Origin of the sequence: Actinomyces qiguomingii (genome assembly GCF_004102025.1) — a bacterium.
Taxonomy (GTDB): domain Bacteria; phylum Actinomycetota; class Actinomycetes; order Actinomycetales; family Actinomycetaceae; genus Actinomyces; species Actinomyces qiguomingii.
The window spans coordinates 2591273-2608401 of record NZ_CP025228.1 but is presented as its reverse complement, the minus strand read 5'-3'; the positions used below and the strand labels follow the sequence as shown (position 1 = coordinate 2608401).

General features: G+C 67.1%; 13 protein-coding genes and 3 tRNA genes. 12 read left to right on the top strand and 4 right to left on the bottom strand.

The genetic code is table 11. The features are described from left to right. Positions 1-60: 60 nt before the first annotated feature. Positions 61-888, top strand: coding sequence for a fumarylacetoacetate hydrolase family protein (locus tag CWT10_RS10795; protein WP_103063329.1), 828 nt, complete (start codon positions 61-63; stop codon positions 886-888). Between the two features lie 49 nt (positions 889-937). On the opposite strand, the gene CWT10_RS10790 is transcribed toward CWT10_RS10795, so the two are convergent. Together CWT10_RS10790 and CWT10_RS10785 are read right to left on the bottom strand one after the other, a co-directional pair. Next, positions 938-2179, bottom strand: coding sequence for a MalY/PatB family protein (locus CWT10_RS10790; protein WP_103063330.1), 1242 nt, complete (start codon positions 2177-2179; stop codon positions 938-940). Between the two features lie 35 nt (positions 2180-2214). Then, positions 2215-2973 carry a hypothetical protein gene (locus tag CWT10_RS10785; RefSeq protein ID WP_103063331.1) on the bottom strand — a complete coding sequence of 253 codons (759 nt, stop codon included), beginning with the start codon at positions 2971-2973 and terminating at the stop codon, positions 2215-2217. Between the two features lie 796 nt (positions 2974-3769). On the opposite strand from CWT10_RS10785, the gene gltX reads away from it, so the two are divergent. The 4 genes from gltX (at position 3770) to CWT10_RS10765 (ending at position 6059) form a co-directional block, all read left to right on the top strand. Continuing rightward, on the top strand, positions 3770-5338 hold the full coding sequence (gltX, locus tag CWT10_RS10780) for a glutamate--tRNA ligase (RefSeq protein ID WP_103063908.1): 1569 nt from the start codon (positions 3770-3772) through the stop codon (positions 5336-5338). A gap of 383 nt (positions 5339-5721) precedes the next feature. Next, a tRNA-Gln gene (locus tag CWT10_RS10775) sits at positions 5722-5793 on the top strand. A gap of 84 nt (positions 5794-5877) precedes the next feature. Next, a tRNA-Glu gene (locus tag CWT10_RS10770) sits at positions 5878-5950 on the top strand. A 33-nt stretch (positions 5951-5983) separates the two neighbouring features. Further along, positions 5984-6059 (top strand) — tRNA-Glu (locus CWT10_RS10765). Positions 6060-6376: 317 nt separating this feature from the next. Here the strand turns inward: CWT10_RS10765 and CWT10_RS10760 are convergent. Both CWT10_RS10760 and CWT10_RS10755 read right to left on the bottom strand, forming a co-directional pair. Then, on the bottom strand, positions 6377-7519 hold the full coding sequence (locus CWT10_RS10760) for an IS1249 family transposase (protein WP_128683330.1): 1143 nt from the start codon (positions 7517-7519) through the stop codon (positions 6377-6379). Beyond that, positions 7422-8798 (bottom strand): IS1249 family transposase, encoded by a 1377-nt coding sequence (locus CWT10_RS10755; RefSeq protein ID WP_280525554.1) that lies wholly within the window; start codon positions 8796-8798, stop codon positions 7422-7424. Before CWT10_RS10755 ends, CWT10_RS10760 begins: the two co-directional genes overlap by 98 nt. A 670-nt stretch (positions 8799-9468) precedes the next feature. Here CWT10_RS10755 and CWT10_RS10750 point away from each other — a divergent pair. The 7 genes from CWT10_RS10750 (at position 9469) to CWT10_RS10720 (ending at position 17109) form a co-directional block, all read left to right on the top strand. Then, a complete protein-coding gene (locus tag CWT10_RS10750; RefSeq protein WP_103063685.1) occupies positions 9469-11103 on the top strand; it encodes a ribonuclease J in 1635 nt (544 codons plus the stop codon). Positions 11104-11150: 47 nt separating this feature from the next. Beyond that, a complete protein-coding gene (locus CWT10_RS10745) occupies positions 11151-12065 on the top strand; it encodes a PfkB family carbohydrate kinase (RefSeq protein ID WP_103063686.1) in 915 nt (304 codons plus the stop codon). Between the two features lie 54 nt (positions 12066-12119). Continuing rightward, the gene (locus tag CWT10_RS10740; RefSeq protein WP_128683407.1) at positions 12120-14822 is read left to right on the top strand and encodes an FtsK/SpoIIIE family DNA translocase; all 2703 of its coding nucleotides are present in this window, start codon (positions 12120-12122) and stop codon (positions 14820-14822) included. Positions 14823-14975: 153 nt separating this feature from the next. After that, positions 14976-15593, top strand: coding sequence for a CDP-diacylglycerol--glycerol-3-phosphate 3-phosphatidyltransferase (gene pgsA, locus CWT10_RS10735; protein ID WP_103063665.1), 618 nt, complete (start codon positions 14976-14978; stop codon positions 15591-15593). Next, complete coding sequence (locus tag CWT10_RS10730) at positions 15590-16147, top strand: CinA family protein (protein ID WP_103063666.1); 558 nt, start codon at positions 15590-15592, stop codon at positions 16145-16147. The genes pgsA and CWT10_RS10730 overlap by 4 nt, the downstream gene beginning before the upstream one ends. Before the next feature lie 164 nt (positions 16148-16311). Continuing rightward, positions 16312-16734, top strand: coding sequence for a helix-turn-helix domain-containing protein (locus CWT10_RS10725; RefSeq protein ID WP_174721963.1), 423 nt, complete (start codon positions 16312-16314; stop codon positions 16732-16734). A 138-nt stretch (positions 16735-16872) separates the two neighbouring features. Continuing rightward, a complete protein-coding gene (locus CWT10_RS10720; protein WP_103063667.1) occupies positions 16873-17109 on the top strand; it encodes a DUF3046 domain-containing protein in 237 nt (78 codons plus the stop codon). Positions 17110-17129: the final 20 nt, after the last annotated feature.

Here is a 17129-nt window from a genome sequence, read left to right as displayed (position 1 = left end):
CCCTGACCCAACCCGCCGCTCAACCTCCCGGTCATGAGGATGATCGTCTAGGGTCGCGCCATGAAGATCGCACGCTTCTCCACCGGAGCCGAACTCCGTTATGGCATAGTCGACGGCCTGCCCGCCGATGAGGCCGTCCCCTGCGGAGAATCCGCCGGACGCCTGCTGGCGCTCAAAGGCGACCCGTTCTACACCGCGCCGGAGGCTACGGGGGAGGCGATTGCCCTGACCGAGGTGCGCCTGGTCTCCCCGGTGATTCCCCGGTCCAAGGTTGTGGGCATCGGCAAGAACTACGCCGCCCATGCGGCCGAGATGGGCACGGCCGCCCCACCTGAGCCAATCGTCTTCATCAAGCCCAATACGGCCGTCATCGGCCCCGATACCCCGATCGTGCTGCCCGAATGGTCCGATGAGGTCCACTACGAGGCCGAGCTCGCCGTCGTCATCAAATCCGTGGTCAAGAACGCATCACCGCTTCAAGCGGCCGCAGCGATCCTTGGCTATACGGTTGCCAACGATGTAACTGCCAGGGACTGCCAACGCGCAGACGAAACCTGGACCCGCGCCAAGGCCTTCGACACATCCTGTCCGCTCGGTCCCTGGATTGAGATTCCCGAGCCCGGCGCCGACGGCCCCGGATTCGATCCGGCCAGCGCCGTGGTGCGGGCGCGCGTGGACGGGCGCATCGTGCAGGAGGGCACCACTGCTGACATGATCCATCCGGTTCCCGAACTGATCGCCTACGTTTCCCGGGTGTTCACGCTGCTGCCCGGCGACGTCGTGCTCACGGGCACGCCCGCCGGTGTGGGCGAGATCCGCGCCGGCCAGCGTGTCGCGGTCGAGGTCGAGGGCATCGGCTCCATCAGCAATCCGGTTGTGACCAGCTGAGCCGGGCGCAGTCGCGGTCTGCCCATCCGCGGGGGAAGAAGGCCTCTCCTCAGGCGTGCAGGTGGGCGACGGCGTCGGCCAGGCGTTGCCCGATCAGCTCTGTGATGCGCCGTCCGGTGGCCAGGTTCAGTCGGCAGAAGGACTCGTAGCCGATGCCGAAGGTGGCGCCGTCATTCATCGCCACCCCGGGTTCGCGCCGGAAGAACTCCGCCGGGCCGACTCCCTGGGGCAGAGGCAGCGCAGAGCAGTCCAGCCAGGCCAGGTAGGTGGCTGACGGCACCGTCATCTCCACACCGTCGATTGCGCTCAGCGCCTGCGCCACGAGCCGCGCATTGGCGCGTACATATCGGTTCACACAGGCATTCCACTCCCGCCCCTCCCGCAGCGCGGCCACGGTCGCCCGCGCGCCCAGCAGCGATGCCTCATTAGCCAGGTGATGGGATAACGGGTTGGTGTCCCACGCCCTGCGCGCTTCGGCGGAAGCGATCAGCTGGGCGCATTTGAGGCCGGGCATGTTCCAACCCTTGGAGGCCGCGGTGGCGGTGAAGGTCAGATCGGGGTCGGCGGTCGGGCGGGAGGCGTAGGGCAGGTGCGTCGCGCCGGGGTCCACAATGAGCGAGGAGTGGATCTCGTCGGCGAAAACCGGCACCCGGTAACGCCCGGAGAGGACGGCGACGGCGTCCAACTCCTCGGCGGACAGCACCCGCCCCACCGGATTCCATGGGTTGCACAGCACCAGCAGGCCAGCGCCGTCGGCCATGGCCGCCTCAATGCGATCCAGATCCAGTTTCCAGCTAACGGCGCCACCGGCGTCGCGGCTGGGCAGGGCGGGCACCTGCACGCACTGACGCCCGTACATGCCGGGGAATGAGAGGAACGGCATGTATGCGGGCGTCGGCACGATTACAGCGCTGTTAGGCCGGGTGTGGTGCGCGATCACCGCGCCGAGCGCGGAGAGCACATCCGGCAGCAGGCTCACGTCCTGAGCCCGGACCGACCAGCCGAAGGCCTCATGCTGGAAGCGGGCCGTCTCCTCCCGTACTGCCTGGCCGATCTGCGGGGGCAGGTAGCCGTAGGAGCCATCTGTGACAGCGCGTTGAAGCACGGCGGTGACCGACGGCGCCGTCCCGAGGTCCATCTCCGCCACCCAGGCGCCGATCACATCGCCGGGGTACATGGTCCATTTCAGCGAGCCGCGCCTTTGCATCTCCGCGGGACTGAGGGCGTCGAAGGCCGCTTCTGTGGCGACGTCGTCGAAGGCGGGCATCGAGTCGGCGTTGGGGGCAGTCATGTGAGCAGTGTATGGAAGAAGCGGAGGCTGGCGCCTCAGACCATGTCGTCGTCCTTACTCGTGGAGGAGTCGGAGGAGCTGGAGGAGGTCTCCGGCGTGCCGTCCTCCATCTTGGCCGGGCCCGGGTTGACGATGTGCGTCTGCGAGACCATCTCTTCGAGTTCGGTCTCGTCGATGGCGTCGATAGTGCAGGTGTAGTTCAGCGCCATCATGACGGGCATCTGCTTGGTGGTGAACACGCGTATCCAGGTGATCGCCTTGTAATCGTTCCTGTCGCTGCTGTAGTTGGTCTCGACCTTGATCATCTCCACCGGGTTGCCCGACAGGTCGGTGACCGTGGTGTCGGTCTTCTGCGTGGAGCTGATGTTGCGGTAGTCGTCTTCGAAGTCCTCGACCCACGCGTCGGCCTGAAACTGAGTCTCCTGCTCGTCGCTGTACTCAGTCTGCGGGTAGACGTTCTGGATGCTCTCGTATAGGCACTTGCCGTCGGTGGTGTTCAACTCGTTGCGACCCTCCACATCTAGCGTCTCCACACGCCACCCGTCGAACTGGATGGGGAAGCGCCAGTAGGCGTCGTCGTCGACGTCTCCGGTCGAATCGTCGGCGGAGCGATCCTGCGGACTGGGCTCGGCATCCGGGTCATCGGCGGAATCTGTCTGCTGGGTCTCAGGAGCCGCGGTTACCGGAGCCTCGTCCTCGCAGGCGACGATTCCGGGCAGCGCAAGGCCCAGCGCGAGCAGCGCCGCTGCGCGGCGGCGGACGAGGGATGCCTTCGGGGACGGTGAAGTGTTCATGGAGTGCTCCTGGAAGTAGATTACGGGGATATCACTTACGTTAGCGGGATACGGCGGCGATCGCCATGGGGAGTGCTCCCCAGTCCTCGCCCTTCGACCCCCGGACGTTGTGGAGCCGCGCCCAGGCCGTTTAGCCCTGCAAGGCCCGGGGTAGCCGTCGAGTACACACTGCCGAGCAGCGCTCTAGAGGGCCCGGGGACTCGGGACAAACATGGTGCTATAGGCCAGCGTGTCACAGGGGCTGCTCCTATGGGCGCCACCACGACTTTGGCCGCGCCCTTGGACGAGGCGTGCTCAGGACGGCGGTAGCACCGCCACCCAAACTGGCCCCCAGATGAGCCCTGCCGACTGCCGACCTCATACTTGGACCGCGCTACTGCGCTTGGACCGTCTGAGAGTGCGTTTCAGGCAGTCCAACCGCAGCCAGACGGTCCAACGGTTCTCTGCGTATATCGGCCAGCGGTGAAAGCGTAGGTCCCGGCCCCCAACCGTGCGGCTGTCCGCGTATACGAAGTCAGCGGGTCCCGCTGCCGCAGAAATACGCCTACCTGAACCCCGATCCTCCAGCTCGACCGCGCGCCTCCAGCTCGACCGCGCGCCTCCAGCTCGACCGCAGTATCCCCAGTTGAACCGCCTGAAACTGCGTCTCGGGCGATCCAAGTACAGCTAGACGGTCCCAAGACGGTCCAAGCCACGAACCGTCGACACGAACCCACCAACCACCACCACTCGTCAACCCACCCCCGTCAACCCACCACACCCCCAAACACGAAGAGCCGGTTAGGGTTGACCCATCATGAGCGAGAACACCTTCAAGCCCCCGGCCCCGCCAGCATCTGGACCCGTGCCGATTCGCGTCCGCTTCTGCCCCTCGCCCACCGGCACACCGCATGTCGGCATGGTGCGCACCTGCCTGTTTAACTGGGCCTACGCGCGACACACCGGCGGCACCTTCGTGCTGCGCATCGAAGACACCGACGCCGCCCGTGACTCCGAGGAGTCCTTCGAGGCGATCCTCGACTCGTTGCGCTGGCTCGGCCTGGACTGGGACGAGGGTGCGGCTAAGGGCGGTCCGCACGCACCCTACCGCCAGTCCCAGCGCACCGAGCTGTACCGTCAGGTCGCCAAGGAGCTGTTGGAGGCCGGGTACCTGTATGAGTCCTTCTCCACGCCCGCGGAGATCGAGGCCCGTCACCGCGCCAACGGTGAGGACCCGAAACTCGGCTACGACGGCTACGACCGCGACCTGAGCGAAGAACAAAAGGCCGCGTTCCGCGCCGAGGGGCGCCTGCCCGTGCTGCGCATGCGCATGCCGGATGAGGACATCACCTTCCACGACCTGGTGCGCGGCCCGGTCACTTTCAAGGCCGGTTCCGTGCCCGACTATGTGGTGGTACGTGCGGGTGGTGAACCGCTGTACACGCTGGTCAATCCCGTCGACGACGCCGCCATGGGCATCACCCATGTGCTGCGCGGGGAGGATCTGCTGTCCTCCACGCCTAGGCAGGTGGCCCTATACCGCGCCCTAATTGAGATCGGAAGGGCGCAGCGGATGCCGGAGTTCGCCCACCTGCCCTACGTGATGGGGGAGGGCAACAAGAAGCTATCCAAGCGCGACCCCGAGTCCAACCTGCTCATCCACCGCTTCCGGGGCATGGCGCCGGAGGGGCTGTTGAACTATTTGGCCCTGCTGGGCTGGTCCCTGTCCAAGGACGAGGATGTATTCACGCCAACTCAGCTGGTGGACGCCTTCGAGATATCCGATGTCAATCCCAACCCGGCGCGCTTCGACGTCAAGAAGTGCCAGGCCATCAACGCCGAGCATCTGCGCCGGCTGAAGGGTGATGACTTCCGCAACCGGCTGGTGCCCTACCTGGCCGATGCCTACCCCGATCCGGCCGACCCCGACTGGAGCGCCCGGCCCCTGGTCAGCGCGTCCGCCTTCGCCGAGTTGACGCCGCGCGAGCAGGAGATCCTCGCCGCCGCCGCTCCGCTGATACAGACTCGTATCCAGCTGCTGCGTGAGTCCCGTGACATGCTTGGCTTTCTGCTGGTCGATGACGCGGCGCTGGAAATCGATGAACGGGCCGTTTCCCGCCTGAAGGACTCCGCCCCGCAGGTGCTCGACACCGCGATCGCCACGCTCGAGGCGTTGCCCGGACCGTGGCGCACCGAAGTGTTGGAGGAGGCCCTGCGTGCAGCCATTGTCGACGGCATGGGAATCAAACCGCGTCTGGCCTTCGGGCCGCTGCGGGTGGCCGTCACCGGGCGCCAGGTCTCTCCACCCCTGTTCGAGTCAATGGAGATCCTGGGGGCCGGGCCATCCCTGGCGCGCCTGCGTGCCCTGCGCTCCCGACTGGGCTGAGGCCGGGCGGCTCCGAAACGGCGGGGTAGGCATCTCCCGGACGCGTTGCGCGCTCGCCTACGTGCTGTGAGTTTTGCGACGTTCTGGTGCGGGGAAACCGGTAGTTTCGGTTTGGGGGTGCAGGGTTGGTTCGCCGTGTCCGGGGTTGGCGTCTGTGTGTACGGAAGGGGCGGCGGCGAGGGGGCCCGCCAGCACCCGTGCGGCGACCGCCACCCCTCCACACCTCCGAACCGGGAAAGCCGTCGTAGATGCGAGCCTTGAGGCCAGGGTGGGGCGCGTGGGGTGTGGTTGCACTCACGGCCCGGCGATTTGGTGTCGGTCGGGAGGCCGTGTAGATTACCGATCGCCGCCCGGGCGCAAGACGCGCGGGTGCACCGATCTCTTGGGGTATGGTGTAATTGGCAACACAGGTGATTCTGGTTCATCCATTCTAGGTTCGAGTCCTGGTACCCCAGCCGAGCGCTGACGAGCCGTCCGTCGCCCATCATCATTGTTGGGGGCGAGTGCGGTCCGGGTGGCTCGCACAACTCAATATCCTCGCCCCGTTCGTCTAGCGGCCCAGGACACCGCCCTCTCACGGCGGCAGCACCGGTTCAAATCCGGTACGGGGTACGAGCCACGGTTCCTCGCGGAACCGGTTGGCAGGCCCCGTTCGTCTAGCGGCCCAGGACACCGCCCTCTCACGGCGGCAGCACCGGTTCAAATCCGGTACGGGGTACCATTGCGCGTCGCGGTCCCGAGCGCGCGGATCAGAAGACCCGGCCTCTTGTGGCCGGGTTCTTGCTTATCTGCGCGAGTCCAGGTTATCGGCGGGATATCGGGTTATAGGCGCAAACGTGGGTTATAGGCGTAAACGTGGTGCTTTAGACCGGCGTGTCGTGGTGTTCTAGCTGGTTCGTCCGGCCCAGCCTTTGCGGGCCCAGAGGCCTTCTTCGGGGGTGGGTGTGGTGCCCCATCCGGCGGGGTGGCTGGTGGTGGGCTTGTTTGTTTGGGTTATAGGCGTAAACGTGGTGCTTTAGACCGGCGTGTCGTGGTGTTCTAGCTGGTTCGTCCGGCCCAGCCTTTGCGGGCCCAGAGGCCTTCTTCGGGGGTGGGTGTGGTGCCCCATCCGGCGGGGTGGCTGGTGGTGGGCTTGTTTGTTTTGGGTTTGGGTGTGCGGGCGCGCTGGGGGCGGCCTTGGGTGTGCCAGTCGGCCAGGATCACCGCGGGCGTGGCCGGTGCCTGGGTGTAGGTGTGCAGTGTCCATTCGGCGATGGCAGCCTGGTGATCAGTGGTGGCGCCGCGGTGGTGGCGCAGCCGGTCGCGGACCTGGGAGTTGATGGACTCTATGGGGTTGGTGGTGCGCTCGGCGGGGGTGGGGCGGGGCTTGCCGTCCGGGTCGGTCAGGTAGGCGAACAGCTGGCCCTGCTTGGCCAGGCGTTCCAGGCGCCGCCAGGCGCGGCGCGCCCGGGGGTGGGTGTACCACCACTTGCGGCCGGTGCGGGCGGCGGTTTGGGGGTCCTGCTGGGCGGTGGTGCGCTGATTCAGCCAGTCCTTGTACTGGATGCCGTAGTCGTTCAGGGTCACCAGCCACCTGGTGGCCTGCTCGGTGGTGGAGATACTCAGCAGTTTGCGGGAGTGGCGTAGTAGGGCCTTGCCGGGGGTGGTCTTGGGATGGTGGGTCAGGTCACGGACGGTGTCGCGGTGCACGTGGATCAGACACCGCTGGATGGGAGTGCCCGGCCAGGTGGCGGCGATGGCCTTCAAGGCGCCGCCGGCCCCGTCGGTGGTTGCCAGGTCGGGCGGGGCCAGGTCGGCTAGCAGCGCCTGGTAGGCCGCCGCGCTCTCGGACGCGGCCCACTGCCAGGCGATCACGTGCGTGGGACTGCGGGCCACCAGGAGCACCCATTTGTGGGCCAGCCACATCCCGTCGATGAAGATCTGGGAGTACACCTCGCCGGTGACCGGCGGCTTGGGTACTGGGATGTCCCAGCACCAGGCCGTCCGGCGGCGAAACGCCCTGCCGCTACCACCGGAGATGTCGGCCTGGGAGCGGCTGCCGGTCGCCCAGTCGATGAATTCGCCCAGCACCGCCTGTTCGGCCCTACCCGGCGAGGGTGGGCGCGGCGCGGTGGCCAGGGACCGGCAGGCGGTGCACTTCCACCGCCTGGTGCCTGCGGCGGTGCGGCCGGACTTCTTCATCGGGGTCTGGCAGATCGGGCAGAGTCTTGCTCGTGGGGACCGTGTTCTCACGGCACGCACATCTACCCGCGAATGTCAAGCACCGCCCCGGATTAACCTCCCAGACCATAATCACTCCGACTTTCCCGCACCACAGCAACCAAAACCCCGATCTTAAGCACCACGTTCGCGCCGATAACTCGTTTGTTTTGGGTTTGGGTGTGCGGGCGCGCTGGGGGCGGCCTTGGGTGTGCCAGTCGGCCAGGATCACCGCGGGCGTGGCCGGTGCCTGGGTGTAGGTGTGCAGTGTCCATTCGGCGATGGCAGCCTGGTGATCAGTGGTGGCGCCGCGGTGGTGGCGCAGCCGGTCGCGGACCTGGGAGTTGATGGACTCTATGGGGTTGGTGGTGCGCTCGGCGGGGGTGGGGCGGGGCTTGCCGTCCGGGTCGGTCAGGTAGGCGAACAGCTGGCCCTGCTTGGCCAGGCGTTCCAGGCGCCGCCAGGCGCGGCGCGCCCGGGGGTGGGTGTACCACCACTTGCGGCCGGTGCGGGCGGCGGTTTGGGGGTCCTGCTGGGCGGTGGTGCGCTGATTCAGCCAGTCCTTGTACTGGATGCCGTAGTCGTTCAGGGTCACCAGCCACCTGGTGGCCTGCTCGGTGGTGGAGATGCTCAGCAGTTTGCGGGAGTGGCGTAGTAGGGCCTTGCCGGGGGTGGTCTTGGGATGGTGGGTCAGGTCACGGACGGTGTCGCGGTGCACGTGGATCAGACACCGCTGGATGGGAGTGCCCGGCCAGGTGGCGGCGATGGCCTTCAAGGCGCCGCCGGCCCCGTCGGTGGTTGCCAGGTCGGGCGGGGCCAGGTCGGCTAGCAGCGCCTGGTAGGCCGCCGCGCTCTCGGACGCGGCCCACTGCCAGGCGATCACGTGCGTGGGACTGCGGGCCACCAGGAGCACCCATTTGTGGGCCAGCCACATCCCGTCGATGAAGATCTGGGAGTACACCTCGCCGGTGACCGGCGGCTTGGGTACTGGGATGTCCCAGCACCAGGCCGTCCGGCGGCGAAACGCCCTGCCGCTACCACCGGAGATGTCGGCCTGGGAGCGGCTGCCGGTCGCCCAGTCGATGAATTCGCCCAGCACCGCCTGTTCGGCCCTACCCGGCGAGGGTGGGCGCGGCGCGGTGGCCAGGGACCGGCAGGCGGTGCACTTCCACCGCCTGGTGCCTGCGGCGGTGCGGCCGGACTTCTTCATCGGGGTCTGGCAGATCGGGCAGAGTCTTGCTCGTGGGGACCGTGTTCTCACGGCACGCACATCTACCCGCGAATGTCAAGCACCGCCCCGGATTAACCTCCCAGACCATAATCACTCCGACTTTCCCGCACCACAGCAACCAAAACCCCGATCTTAAGCACCACGTTCGCGCCGATAACTCGCAAACGTGGCTTCTGCACTTGGACCGTCTTCCTGCGCTTGGACCGTCTGAGAGCGCGTTTCAGGCGGTCCATCCGCAGCTAGGAGGTCCATCCGCAGCCGGCCCAGTAAGCCAGCACCGAAGAGCCAAAGTGTCGGGTTATCGGCACGAACACGCCGTCCGGGCCAGCAAGCGCCCTCAGATTTATTGGAATCATGCGGTTCTGGAGGGCGGTGCCGGGCGGGGGAACATCGTTCGTGCCGAATCCGGGCACTTCCCCCGCCCCGCCGGCGCCATCGACCGAACTCGATGGTCATACCGACCGAACTCGATGGTCATATCGACCGAACTCGGCGAACGCACCCTCAAACCGGAGGAGCCGGTTATCGGGGGTTATCGGCGCGAATGTGTGCGGTCATGGCATGCCATGGATGTCCGTCGGCTCAGCCCATGCGCACCTGCGCCCCTCTTTGGCTCACGAAGGCTGCACGAGTGGCTACACTCGCCGCCGTGACCAACTTCCCCAAGCTCTCCGCCCCCGGCCCGCTCCCCGATGGAGCGATGCGCATCGTCCCCCTGGGAGGCCTCGGCGAGGTCGGGCGCAACATGACCGTGTTTGAGCTCGACGGCAAATTGCTCATCGTCGACTGCGGTGTGCTCTTCCCCGAGGAGGACCAGCCCGGCGTCGATCTCATCCTCCCCGACTTCACGTACATTGAGGACCGTCTCGACGACGTGGCCGCCATGGTGCTTACGCACGGCCATGAAGACCACATAGGCGGTGTGCCCTACCTGCTGCGGCTGCGCCAGGACATTCCCCTGATCGGCTCCGACCTCACCCTCGCCTTCGTGGCAGCCAAGCTCTCCGAGCACCGCATCCATCCGGTGCTACGCGTAGTCGCCGAGCACGAAGAGGTCTCCTACGGTCCCTTCGATCTAGAGTTCGTAGCCGTCAACCACTCCATTCCCGACGCCATGGCCGCCATGATCCGCACCGCGGCGGGTTCGGTGCTCATCACCGGCGACTTCAAGATCGACTCCCTGCCCATTGACGGGCGCATCACCGACCTGCGCTCCTTCGCCCGGTTCGGAGATGAGGGGGTGGACCTGTTCTGCGTGGACTCCACCAACGCCGAGGTCCCCGGCATGATCGGCCACGAGAACCAGATAGGTCCGGTTCTGGACGGCGTCTTCGCCGAATCCGATCAGCAGATCATCGTGGCCTCCTTCGCCAGCCATGTGCATCGCGTCCAGCAGGTTCTCGACGCCGCCGCCCTACATGGCCGACGGGTCGCCTTCATCGGCCGCTCCATGGTGCGCAACATGGGAATCGCCGCTGAACGCGGCTTCCTGAAGGTCCCCGAGGGGGTGCTGGTCAACGCCAGGGACGTCACCTCGCTTCCGCCTGAGGAACGCGTGCTGATGGTCACCGGCTCCCAGGGCGAGCCCATGGCCGCCCTGTCCCGCATGGCCCACGGCGAACACCGCTCGGTAACCGTTGAGCCCGGAGACACGGTCATCTTCGCCTCCTCCCTGATCCCCGGCAATGAGAACTCCGTGAACCGGGTCATCAATCAACTCATGCGCCTGGGGGCGCGTGTGGTCCACCAGGGCAACGCCAGGGTGCACGTATCCGGTCACGCCTCCTCCGAGGAACTGCTGCACGTGTACAACATCGTCGGCCCCCGCAACGTGATGCCGATACACGGTGAGATCCGCCATCTGGTCGCCAACGGGGCGCTGGCCGTAAAGACTGGTGTGGATCCGAGCCGGGTGATGCTGTGTGAGGACGGCGTCGTCGTCGACTTGGCGGAGGGAAGGGCCCGCATTGCCGGATCGGTGCCCTGCGGCTACGTGTACGTGGACGGCTCCTCGGTGGGGGAGATCGATGAGAGCGAGCTCAAGGACCGGCGCATCCTCGCAGAGGAGGGCTTCGTGTCCGTCTACGCCGTGGTGGAGACCTCCACCGGCACGATTCTCGCCGGCCCCGACATTCAGGCCCGGGGCGTGGCCGAGGACGACTCCGTGTTTGACGAGGTCCTGCCCGACGTCACCAATGCGCTCGCAGTCGCTCTAAATAAGGGCAACGCCGATGCCCACTCCCTCCAGCAGGCCATGCGGCGCACCCTGGGCCGTTGGATCGGCCGACGCCTGCGTCGCCGGCCCATGATCGTTCCCGTGGTAATCGAAGCATGAGCTGGATCCGCAGCAGACTGATCAGTCAGGGCAACGGGCACAAGGCCATGCGCCGCCCCGCATGTTTCATCTCCACCGGCTCGGTCCTGATCGACCTGCCCCTGCACGTCGAACGCGTTCCCGCGCCCGGGGGTGCCGTCACAGCCTCTTCCTCCGGGCCAACCGTCGGCGGCGGTTACACCGTGGTCTCCGCCGTCGCCCGTCAAGGACTGCCCGCAGGCCTCGCCGCCACCCTGGGCACCGGCCCCAACTCGGCCCAGGTGCGCGAGACCATGATGCACGACGGCGTAGAGCTGCTCGTGGAGGAGCTGGTTGGGGATATCGGCACCTGCACCACCCTGATCGAGCCCAGCGGGAGACGCACCTTCATCACCACCGAGGGCGTGGAGGCGGAGCCGCAACTGGAGGACCTTCAGCGTCTGGAGCTGCAGGCGGGCGACTGGGTCTACGCCACCGGCTACGACCTGGTGCACCGTTCGAGCCGTGACGTGCTCGCCTCCTGGCTGCTCGGCCTTCCGGACGGCGTCGGACTGGTTATCGACCTAGGACCCGTCCAGCCGGAGATACCCGACCACGTGCTGCTGCCCATCCTGCACCGCACCACCCTGCTGACCGGCAACCATTTCGAAACCATTCAGCTTACCGCCCGCCTGGGCAGTCCCGAGGCGCTGCGCCGCGCCTGCCCCGACGGCCTGCTGGTGCGGCGCACCGGCGCGCACGGATGCGTCATGTGGCCGGTTGGCGGCGATCGCGTAGAGGTTCCCGGCTTCGCCCGGGATGTGGTCGACACCACCGGAGCTGGCGATACCCACACGGGTGTGCTGGTGGTCGGCCTCATGGATGGGCTCGACGTCGTCGCCGCCGCCCGGCGCGCCAATGCGGCCGCAGCGGAGGCCGTAAGCCGAATCGGACCCGCACGCGCTCCCCGCCGAGACGAGATAGACGCGCTCCTGGGCGTCTAGCCCGGCGTGGCTGGCGCGCCGCGCCACGCCAGCGCGGGTAGCGTTACGGGCACCATGGCCAACCCTCGCACCAAGACCTCACCGCCCTCCTCCCGGCCCTCTGGCGGACACTACCGCCGCACCGGCTGGGCATTCGTCGTGCTGGCGCTCGCCGTCGTGATCGGCCTGCGCGAGTGGTTTGGCATCTCCGGCGCCGCCGGCGGCGTGCTGCACCACATCGCCGCCGGGCCGCTCGGGGTGCTCGGTATTGCCGTGCCAGTGCTGCTGGCAGCCTTGGGTGTGGCCATGCTGCGGGCGCGCACCTTCTCCGGCGCTCCGGTGCGCGTGGGCGTCGGCTGCCTGGGAGTACTCACCGGCGTGGCCGGCATCATCCACGTATGCTCCGGCAACCCCTCCCTCGACTATGGGATCGCTCCCCTGGAGGAGGCCGGCGGGCTGCTGGGGTGGGTGGTCGGATACCCCCTGGCCACGCTGTTCAGCGCGGTGGGCGCCGTCATCCTTTTCATTCTGCTGATCGCCTTCTCATCCTTGGTCATCTCCGGGAGGACGGTGGCCGAGATCCGTGAGCTCATGGCCGAGCGCCACGGCCACGGGGCCGACGCCACCCCCGCCAACCTGGCCACCCGCACCTTGGGGCGCGTGCGCCGGGCCGTGGCCGGAGCGGACCATGACGACGACGCCCCCACTGCCCGGCTTGACGCCTACGACGGCGATGAGCCCTTCCGCTCAGCCCTGGAGTCAGACAAGCGGACTCGCGGCTCCGGGCGGCGCAAGCGCACCAGAGATCGTGCCGAATCCGTCCCCAGCGACGCGGTCACCAGCGTGCTCCCGGACCCGCCGGTCGACGTCCCCCTGGAATCTGACACGCAGGACACCCCCGCGCGGCGCCCCAAGTCCGCCAAGACCTCCAAGACCGCCAAGGGAGGGGGCAAGCAGGGCGCGGCGAAAACGGAGACGGCGGCCCCGGTCACCCGCTCCGAGCCCGACGCCGTCACCCAGGAGACCCCCGCCGCCCCCGACGAGCAGGACTTCGCCGATGCCATCGCCCTGGGGCAGATGGAGCTGCCGGACGGCTCCACCTACCGCCTTCCCGAGGACTCCCTGCTTGAACCGGGCCACGGCCACGCCACCCGCACCGACGCCAATGACGCCATTGTCAACAGGCTGCAGGACGTGTTCACCGAATTCGGTGTGGACGCCACCGTCACCGGCTATACGCGTGGCCCTCAGGTCACCCGTTATGAGGTCCACCTGGGGCGTGGTGTGAACGTCTCCCGGGTGACCGGCCAGGCCAAGAACATCGCCTACGCGGTCGGTTCGGATGAGATCCGTCTGCTCACCCCGATTCCCGGAAAGAGCGCCATCGGTGTGGAGATCCCCAACTCCGACCGGGAGATGGTCAAGCTCGGGGATGTGCTGCGCTCCCAGGCTGCCAAGAAGCAGGCGCACCCGCTGGTGGTGGGCCTGGGCAAGGACGTCGAGGGCGATTACGTGGTCACCAACCTGGCCAAGACCCCGCACCTGCTGGTGGCCGGCCAGACCGGCTCCGGAAAGTCCTCCTTCGTCAACTCCATGATCACCTCCATCATGATGCGGGCCACGCCCGAGGAGGTGCGCATGGTGCTGGTGGACCCCAAGCGCGTGGAACTGACCATCTACGAGGGCATACCGCACCTGATCACCCCGATCATCACCTCCCCGAAGAAGGCCGCCGAGGCCCTGGAGTGGGTGGTGCGGGAGATGGACGCCCGCTACGACGACCTGGCCTCCTTCGGCTTCAAGCACATCGACGACTTCAATAAGGCGGTGCGTGCCGGCGAGGTGCAGCCGCTGCCCGGCTCCCAGCGAGTGATCGCTCCCTACCCCTACTTGCTGGTGGTGGTCGACGAGCTGGCGGACCTGATGATGACCGCTCCCAAGGACGTCGAAGCCTCCATTCAGCGCATCACGCAGCTGGCGCGCGCCGCCGGCATCCACCTGGTGCTGGCCACCCAGCGCCCGGTGGCCCAGGTAGTTACCGGACTGATCAAGTCCAATGTGCCCTCCCGGTTGGCCTTCGCCACCGCTTCCCAGTTGGACTCGCGCGTCATCTTGGACCAGAACGGTGCCGAGACCCTCACCGGCCAGGGTGATGCCCTGTACCTGGGGCCAGGCGCCTCCACGCCTGTGCGTGTGCAGGGCTCCTGGGTGACCGAGTCGGAGATCCGCTCGGTGGTCGACCATGTCAAGAGCCAGTTGCAACCCGAGTACCGCGAGGATGTGATCGTCCCGGAGGTAAAGAAGCAGATCGATGAGGAGATCGGCGACGACATGGACCTGCTGCTGCAGGCCGCCGAGCTGATCATTACCAGCCAGTTCGGCTCCACCTCCATGCTCCAGCGCAAACTGCGGGTGGGCTTCGCCAAAGCGGGGCGGCTGATGGACCTGCTGGAGACTCGCGAAGTTGTGGGCCCCTCCGAGGGCTCCAAGGCCCGTGACGTGCTGGTGCAGCCCGAGCAGCTGGAGGAGACCCTGGCCTGGATCAAGGGCGAAGGGTCTGCGCCCGGAAGCGAGGAGTCCGACGCCGAGGCCCCGGGGGATGACGCCGATACCGTCGTGGCGGACGCCGTCGCCACGACGACGCCGCCCACCGACCGCTACGCTGACACCCCGCTGGACTCGGCCCGAGAGGATGAGTCAGAGTCCTGGGACGATCTGGCGGCTGAGGAGGACTCCGAGGACGCCTGGAGCCTGACCGGCCGCGGCGCCTCCTGGTGAATTAACCGGTGGCAATCCGCCGCCTGCACCGCCGAGGTCGGTCGTAGTTACGCACGAGGTCGGTCGTAGTTACGCACGAGGTCGGTCGAAGTAACGACCGAGGTCGGTCGATGTGGTGCGTAGGCCGGGCCGCAATCATCTAGGCTGGTGGCGATGAACACCACAGCCACCGAGCCGGGCGACGCCCGGGCAGTGAGCGGGCCCCCGCTGCTCAATATCGCCAATGCCCTGACGGTGCTGCGGCTGATCCTGGTCCCAGTCTTCATCTGGCTTATGCTCCACAACGGTCAAGGGGCGCATCTGGCCGCCACGCTCGTGTTCATTGTGGCGGCCATAACCGACAAACTGGACGGGCAGCTGGCCCGTTCCCGGGGTCTGATAACCAGTTTCGGCAAGATCGCCGACCCCATCGCTGACAAGGCACTGACCCTGTCCGCCTTCGTACTGCTGTCGGTGTCCGGCCGCCTGTGGTGGTGGGTGACGATCGTCATCATTGTGCGGGAACTGGGCATCACCGCTTTGCGCTTCGTTATGCTGCGCCGCGCCGTGATGGCGGCCTCCCGCGGCGGCAAGCTCAAAACCATGCTGCAGATGGTCGGGATCGTCGGGCTGCTCACCCCCTGGCCGCTGTTCCTGTCGGAGTTGTTCGCCACCGTGTTCATGGTCATTGCCTACGCCGCCGTCGGAGCCGCCCTGGTGGTAACCGTCGTCACAGGAGTGGACTACGTCATACAGGCCTATCGCATCGCGCGCAGGAGGCAGATCCCATGACCACGCCGGTGGAGCAGACCGCCTCCGGGCCGGATGCCCCGGTGGCAAGCAGCACACTTGTGGAGGCTGCCCGATTCCTGCTGGCCAAGGCGGGGGAGAAAAAACTCTCGCTGGCGGTCGCCGAGTCCCTGACCGGCGGTGAGGTCGCCTCCACACTGGTCAGTGTGCCGGGGGCCTCCGCGGTGGTACTCGGCGGGGTTGTCGCCTACGCCCCCCGGATCAAGGAGGAGGTGCTCGGCGTGGACTCGCAGCGACTGGCGGTAACAGGTGCGGTCGACGACGAGATTGCCAAGCAGATGGCCGTCGGCGTGTCCCGGCTCATGGGTGCAGATATCGGACTGGCCACCACTGGTGTGGCGGGCCCCGGTGCGGCCGACGGGCACGCGGCCGGAACGGTGTATGTGGCCGTCACCTCACCGTGGGGAACGCTGTCCCGGGAACTGCACCTTCCCGGTGATCGTGAGGCGGTGCGTGACGGCGCCACCACGGCCGTGCTGGCGCTGGCCGGGGCGCTTCTCGAAGCCGCTCCCGGCCTCGGCACGGGTAGCGCGTGAGGTCGAAATGACCTGCGAAACCCGTCAGGAGGGACGACCTGGGCAATACCGACGCGGTCCCCAGGTTGTTTCCAGACTTCTCAGTAAGGATCTGAACAACGCCGCCGGGGGAGCACCCGCCGGAGGCGGGAATGAAACCGCCAGATGAATGGTTGTGCCACACGATGAACAACGTGACTCACCCCCGCACCACCCGTCCCGCGCGCCCGACGGGCCGCGTACCGATGCGGCAAGCCTCCGCGGCGGGGCACGGCGCCGTCGTGGAATCCACGACGAACAAGCATGAGAACATCCTTCTGCGCCGTGAGATCGGCGAGGTGCTGCGCTCCGTACGCCAGCACCAGGGCCGCACCCTGCGCGAGGTCTCCAGTCAGGCCCGTGTCTCCTTGGGCTACCTCTCCGAGGTTGAACGCGGCCAGAAGGAGGCCTCCTCCGAACTCCTGGCCTCGATCTGTCAGGCCCTCGACGCGCCTTTGTCGGCGGTGCTGCGTGAGGTATCCGATCGCATCGCATTGGCCGAGGGCGTGGCCGTGCCGGACACGGTCCCCGAGGAGCTCATCCGTCAGCAGGGCCTGACTCTGCGCTGAGGCGCAGAGTCGATACCGCGCCTGTTTCGCGTTCTTCAACCGTGCCCGGTCGTGGGCCGCTGCGGCGGTCGCGCCCGGGCACGGTTGTGCTCCTGGTGCGGGTGCCACATCTGTCAGTCACTTAGCACGAGGAATCCTATGAAGCACTCGGAGTTCTGGCGCGCCGTCGACACGGTGTTCGGCGCCGCCTATGGCCGCTCGCTGGCACAGGATCTGGTGCTTACCAGCATTGGAACCACCGGAGTTCAGGCGTTGGACAATGGCGTGCCACCGCGGGAGGTCTGGAATGCCCTGTGTGATGAGACGGATCGCAGCGATGCGGATCGCTGGGTACTGCGCGACGACCCGCGCAGACGTCGCCGCGACACGCGGTGAACACTTCTCGCATTCGAACA

Coding starts and splice junctions, on each gene's coding strand:
- CWT10_RS10730 (WP_103063666.1), top strand. CDS start 15,590: ATGACCACGCCGGTGGAGCAGACCGCCTCCGGGCCGGATGCCCCGGTG.
- gltX (WP_103063908.1), top strand. CDS start 3,770: ATGAGCGAGAACACCTTCAAGCCCCCGGCCCCGCCAGCATCTGGACCC.
- CWT10_RS10725 (WP_174721963.1), top strand. CDS start 16,312: ATGAACAACGTGACTCACCCCCGCACCACCCGTCCCGCGCGCCCGACG.
- CWT10_RS10720 (WP_103063667.1), top strand. CDS start 16,873: ATGAAGCACTCGGAGTTCTGGCGCGCCGTCGACACGGTGTTCGGCGCC.
- CWT10_RS10740 (WP_128683407.1), top strand. CDS start 12,120: ATGGCCAACCCTCGCACCAAGACCTCACCGCCCTCCTCCCGGCCCTCT.
- CWT10_RS10750 (WP_103063685.1), top strand. CDS start 9,469: ATGCGCATCGTCCCCCTGGGAGGCCTCGGCGAGGTCGGGCGCAACATG.
- CWT10_RS10785 (WP_103063331.1), bottom strand. CDS start 2,973: ATGAACACTTCACCGTCCCCGAAGGCATCCCTCGTCCGCCGCCGCGCA.
- CWT10_RS10790 (WP_103063330.1), bottom strand. CDS start 2,179: ATGACTGCCCCCAACGCCGACTCGATGCCCGCCTTCGACGACGTCGCC.
- pgsA (WP_103063665.1), top strand. CDS start 14,976: ATGAACACCACAGCCACCGAGCCGGGCGACGCCCGGGCAGTGAGCGGG.
- CWT10_RS10745 (WP_103063686.1), top strand. CDS start 11,151: ATGCGCCGCCCCGCATGTTTCATCTCCACCGGCTCGGTCCTGATCGAC.
- CWT10_RS10760 (WP_128683330.1), bottom strand. CDS start 7,519: ATGAAGAAGTCCGGCCGCACCGCCGCAGGCACCAGGCGGTGGAAGTGC.
- CWT10_RS10795 (WP_103063329.1), top strand. CDS start 61: ATGAAGATCGCACGCTTCTCCACCGGAGCCGAACTCCGTTATGGCATA.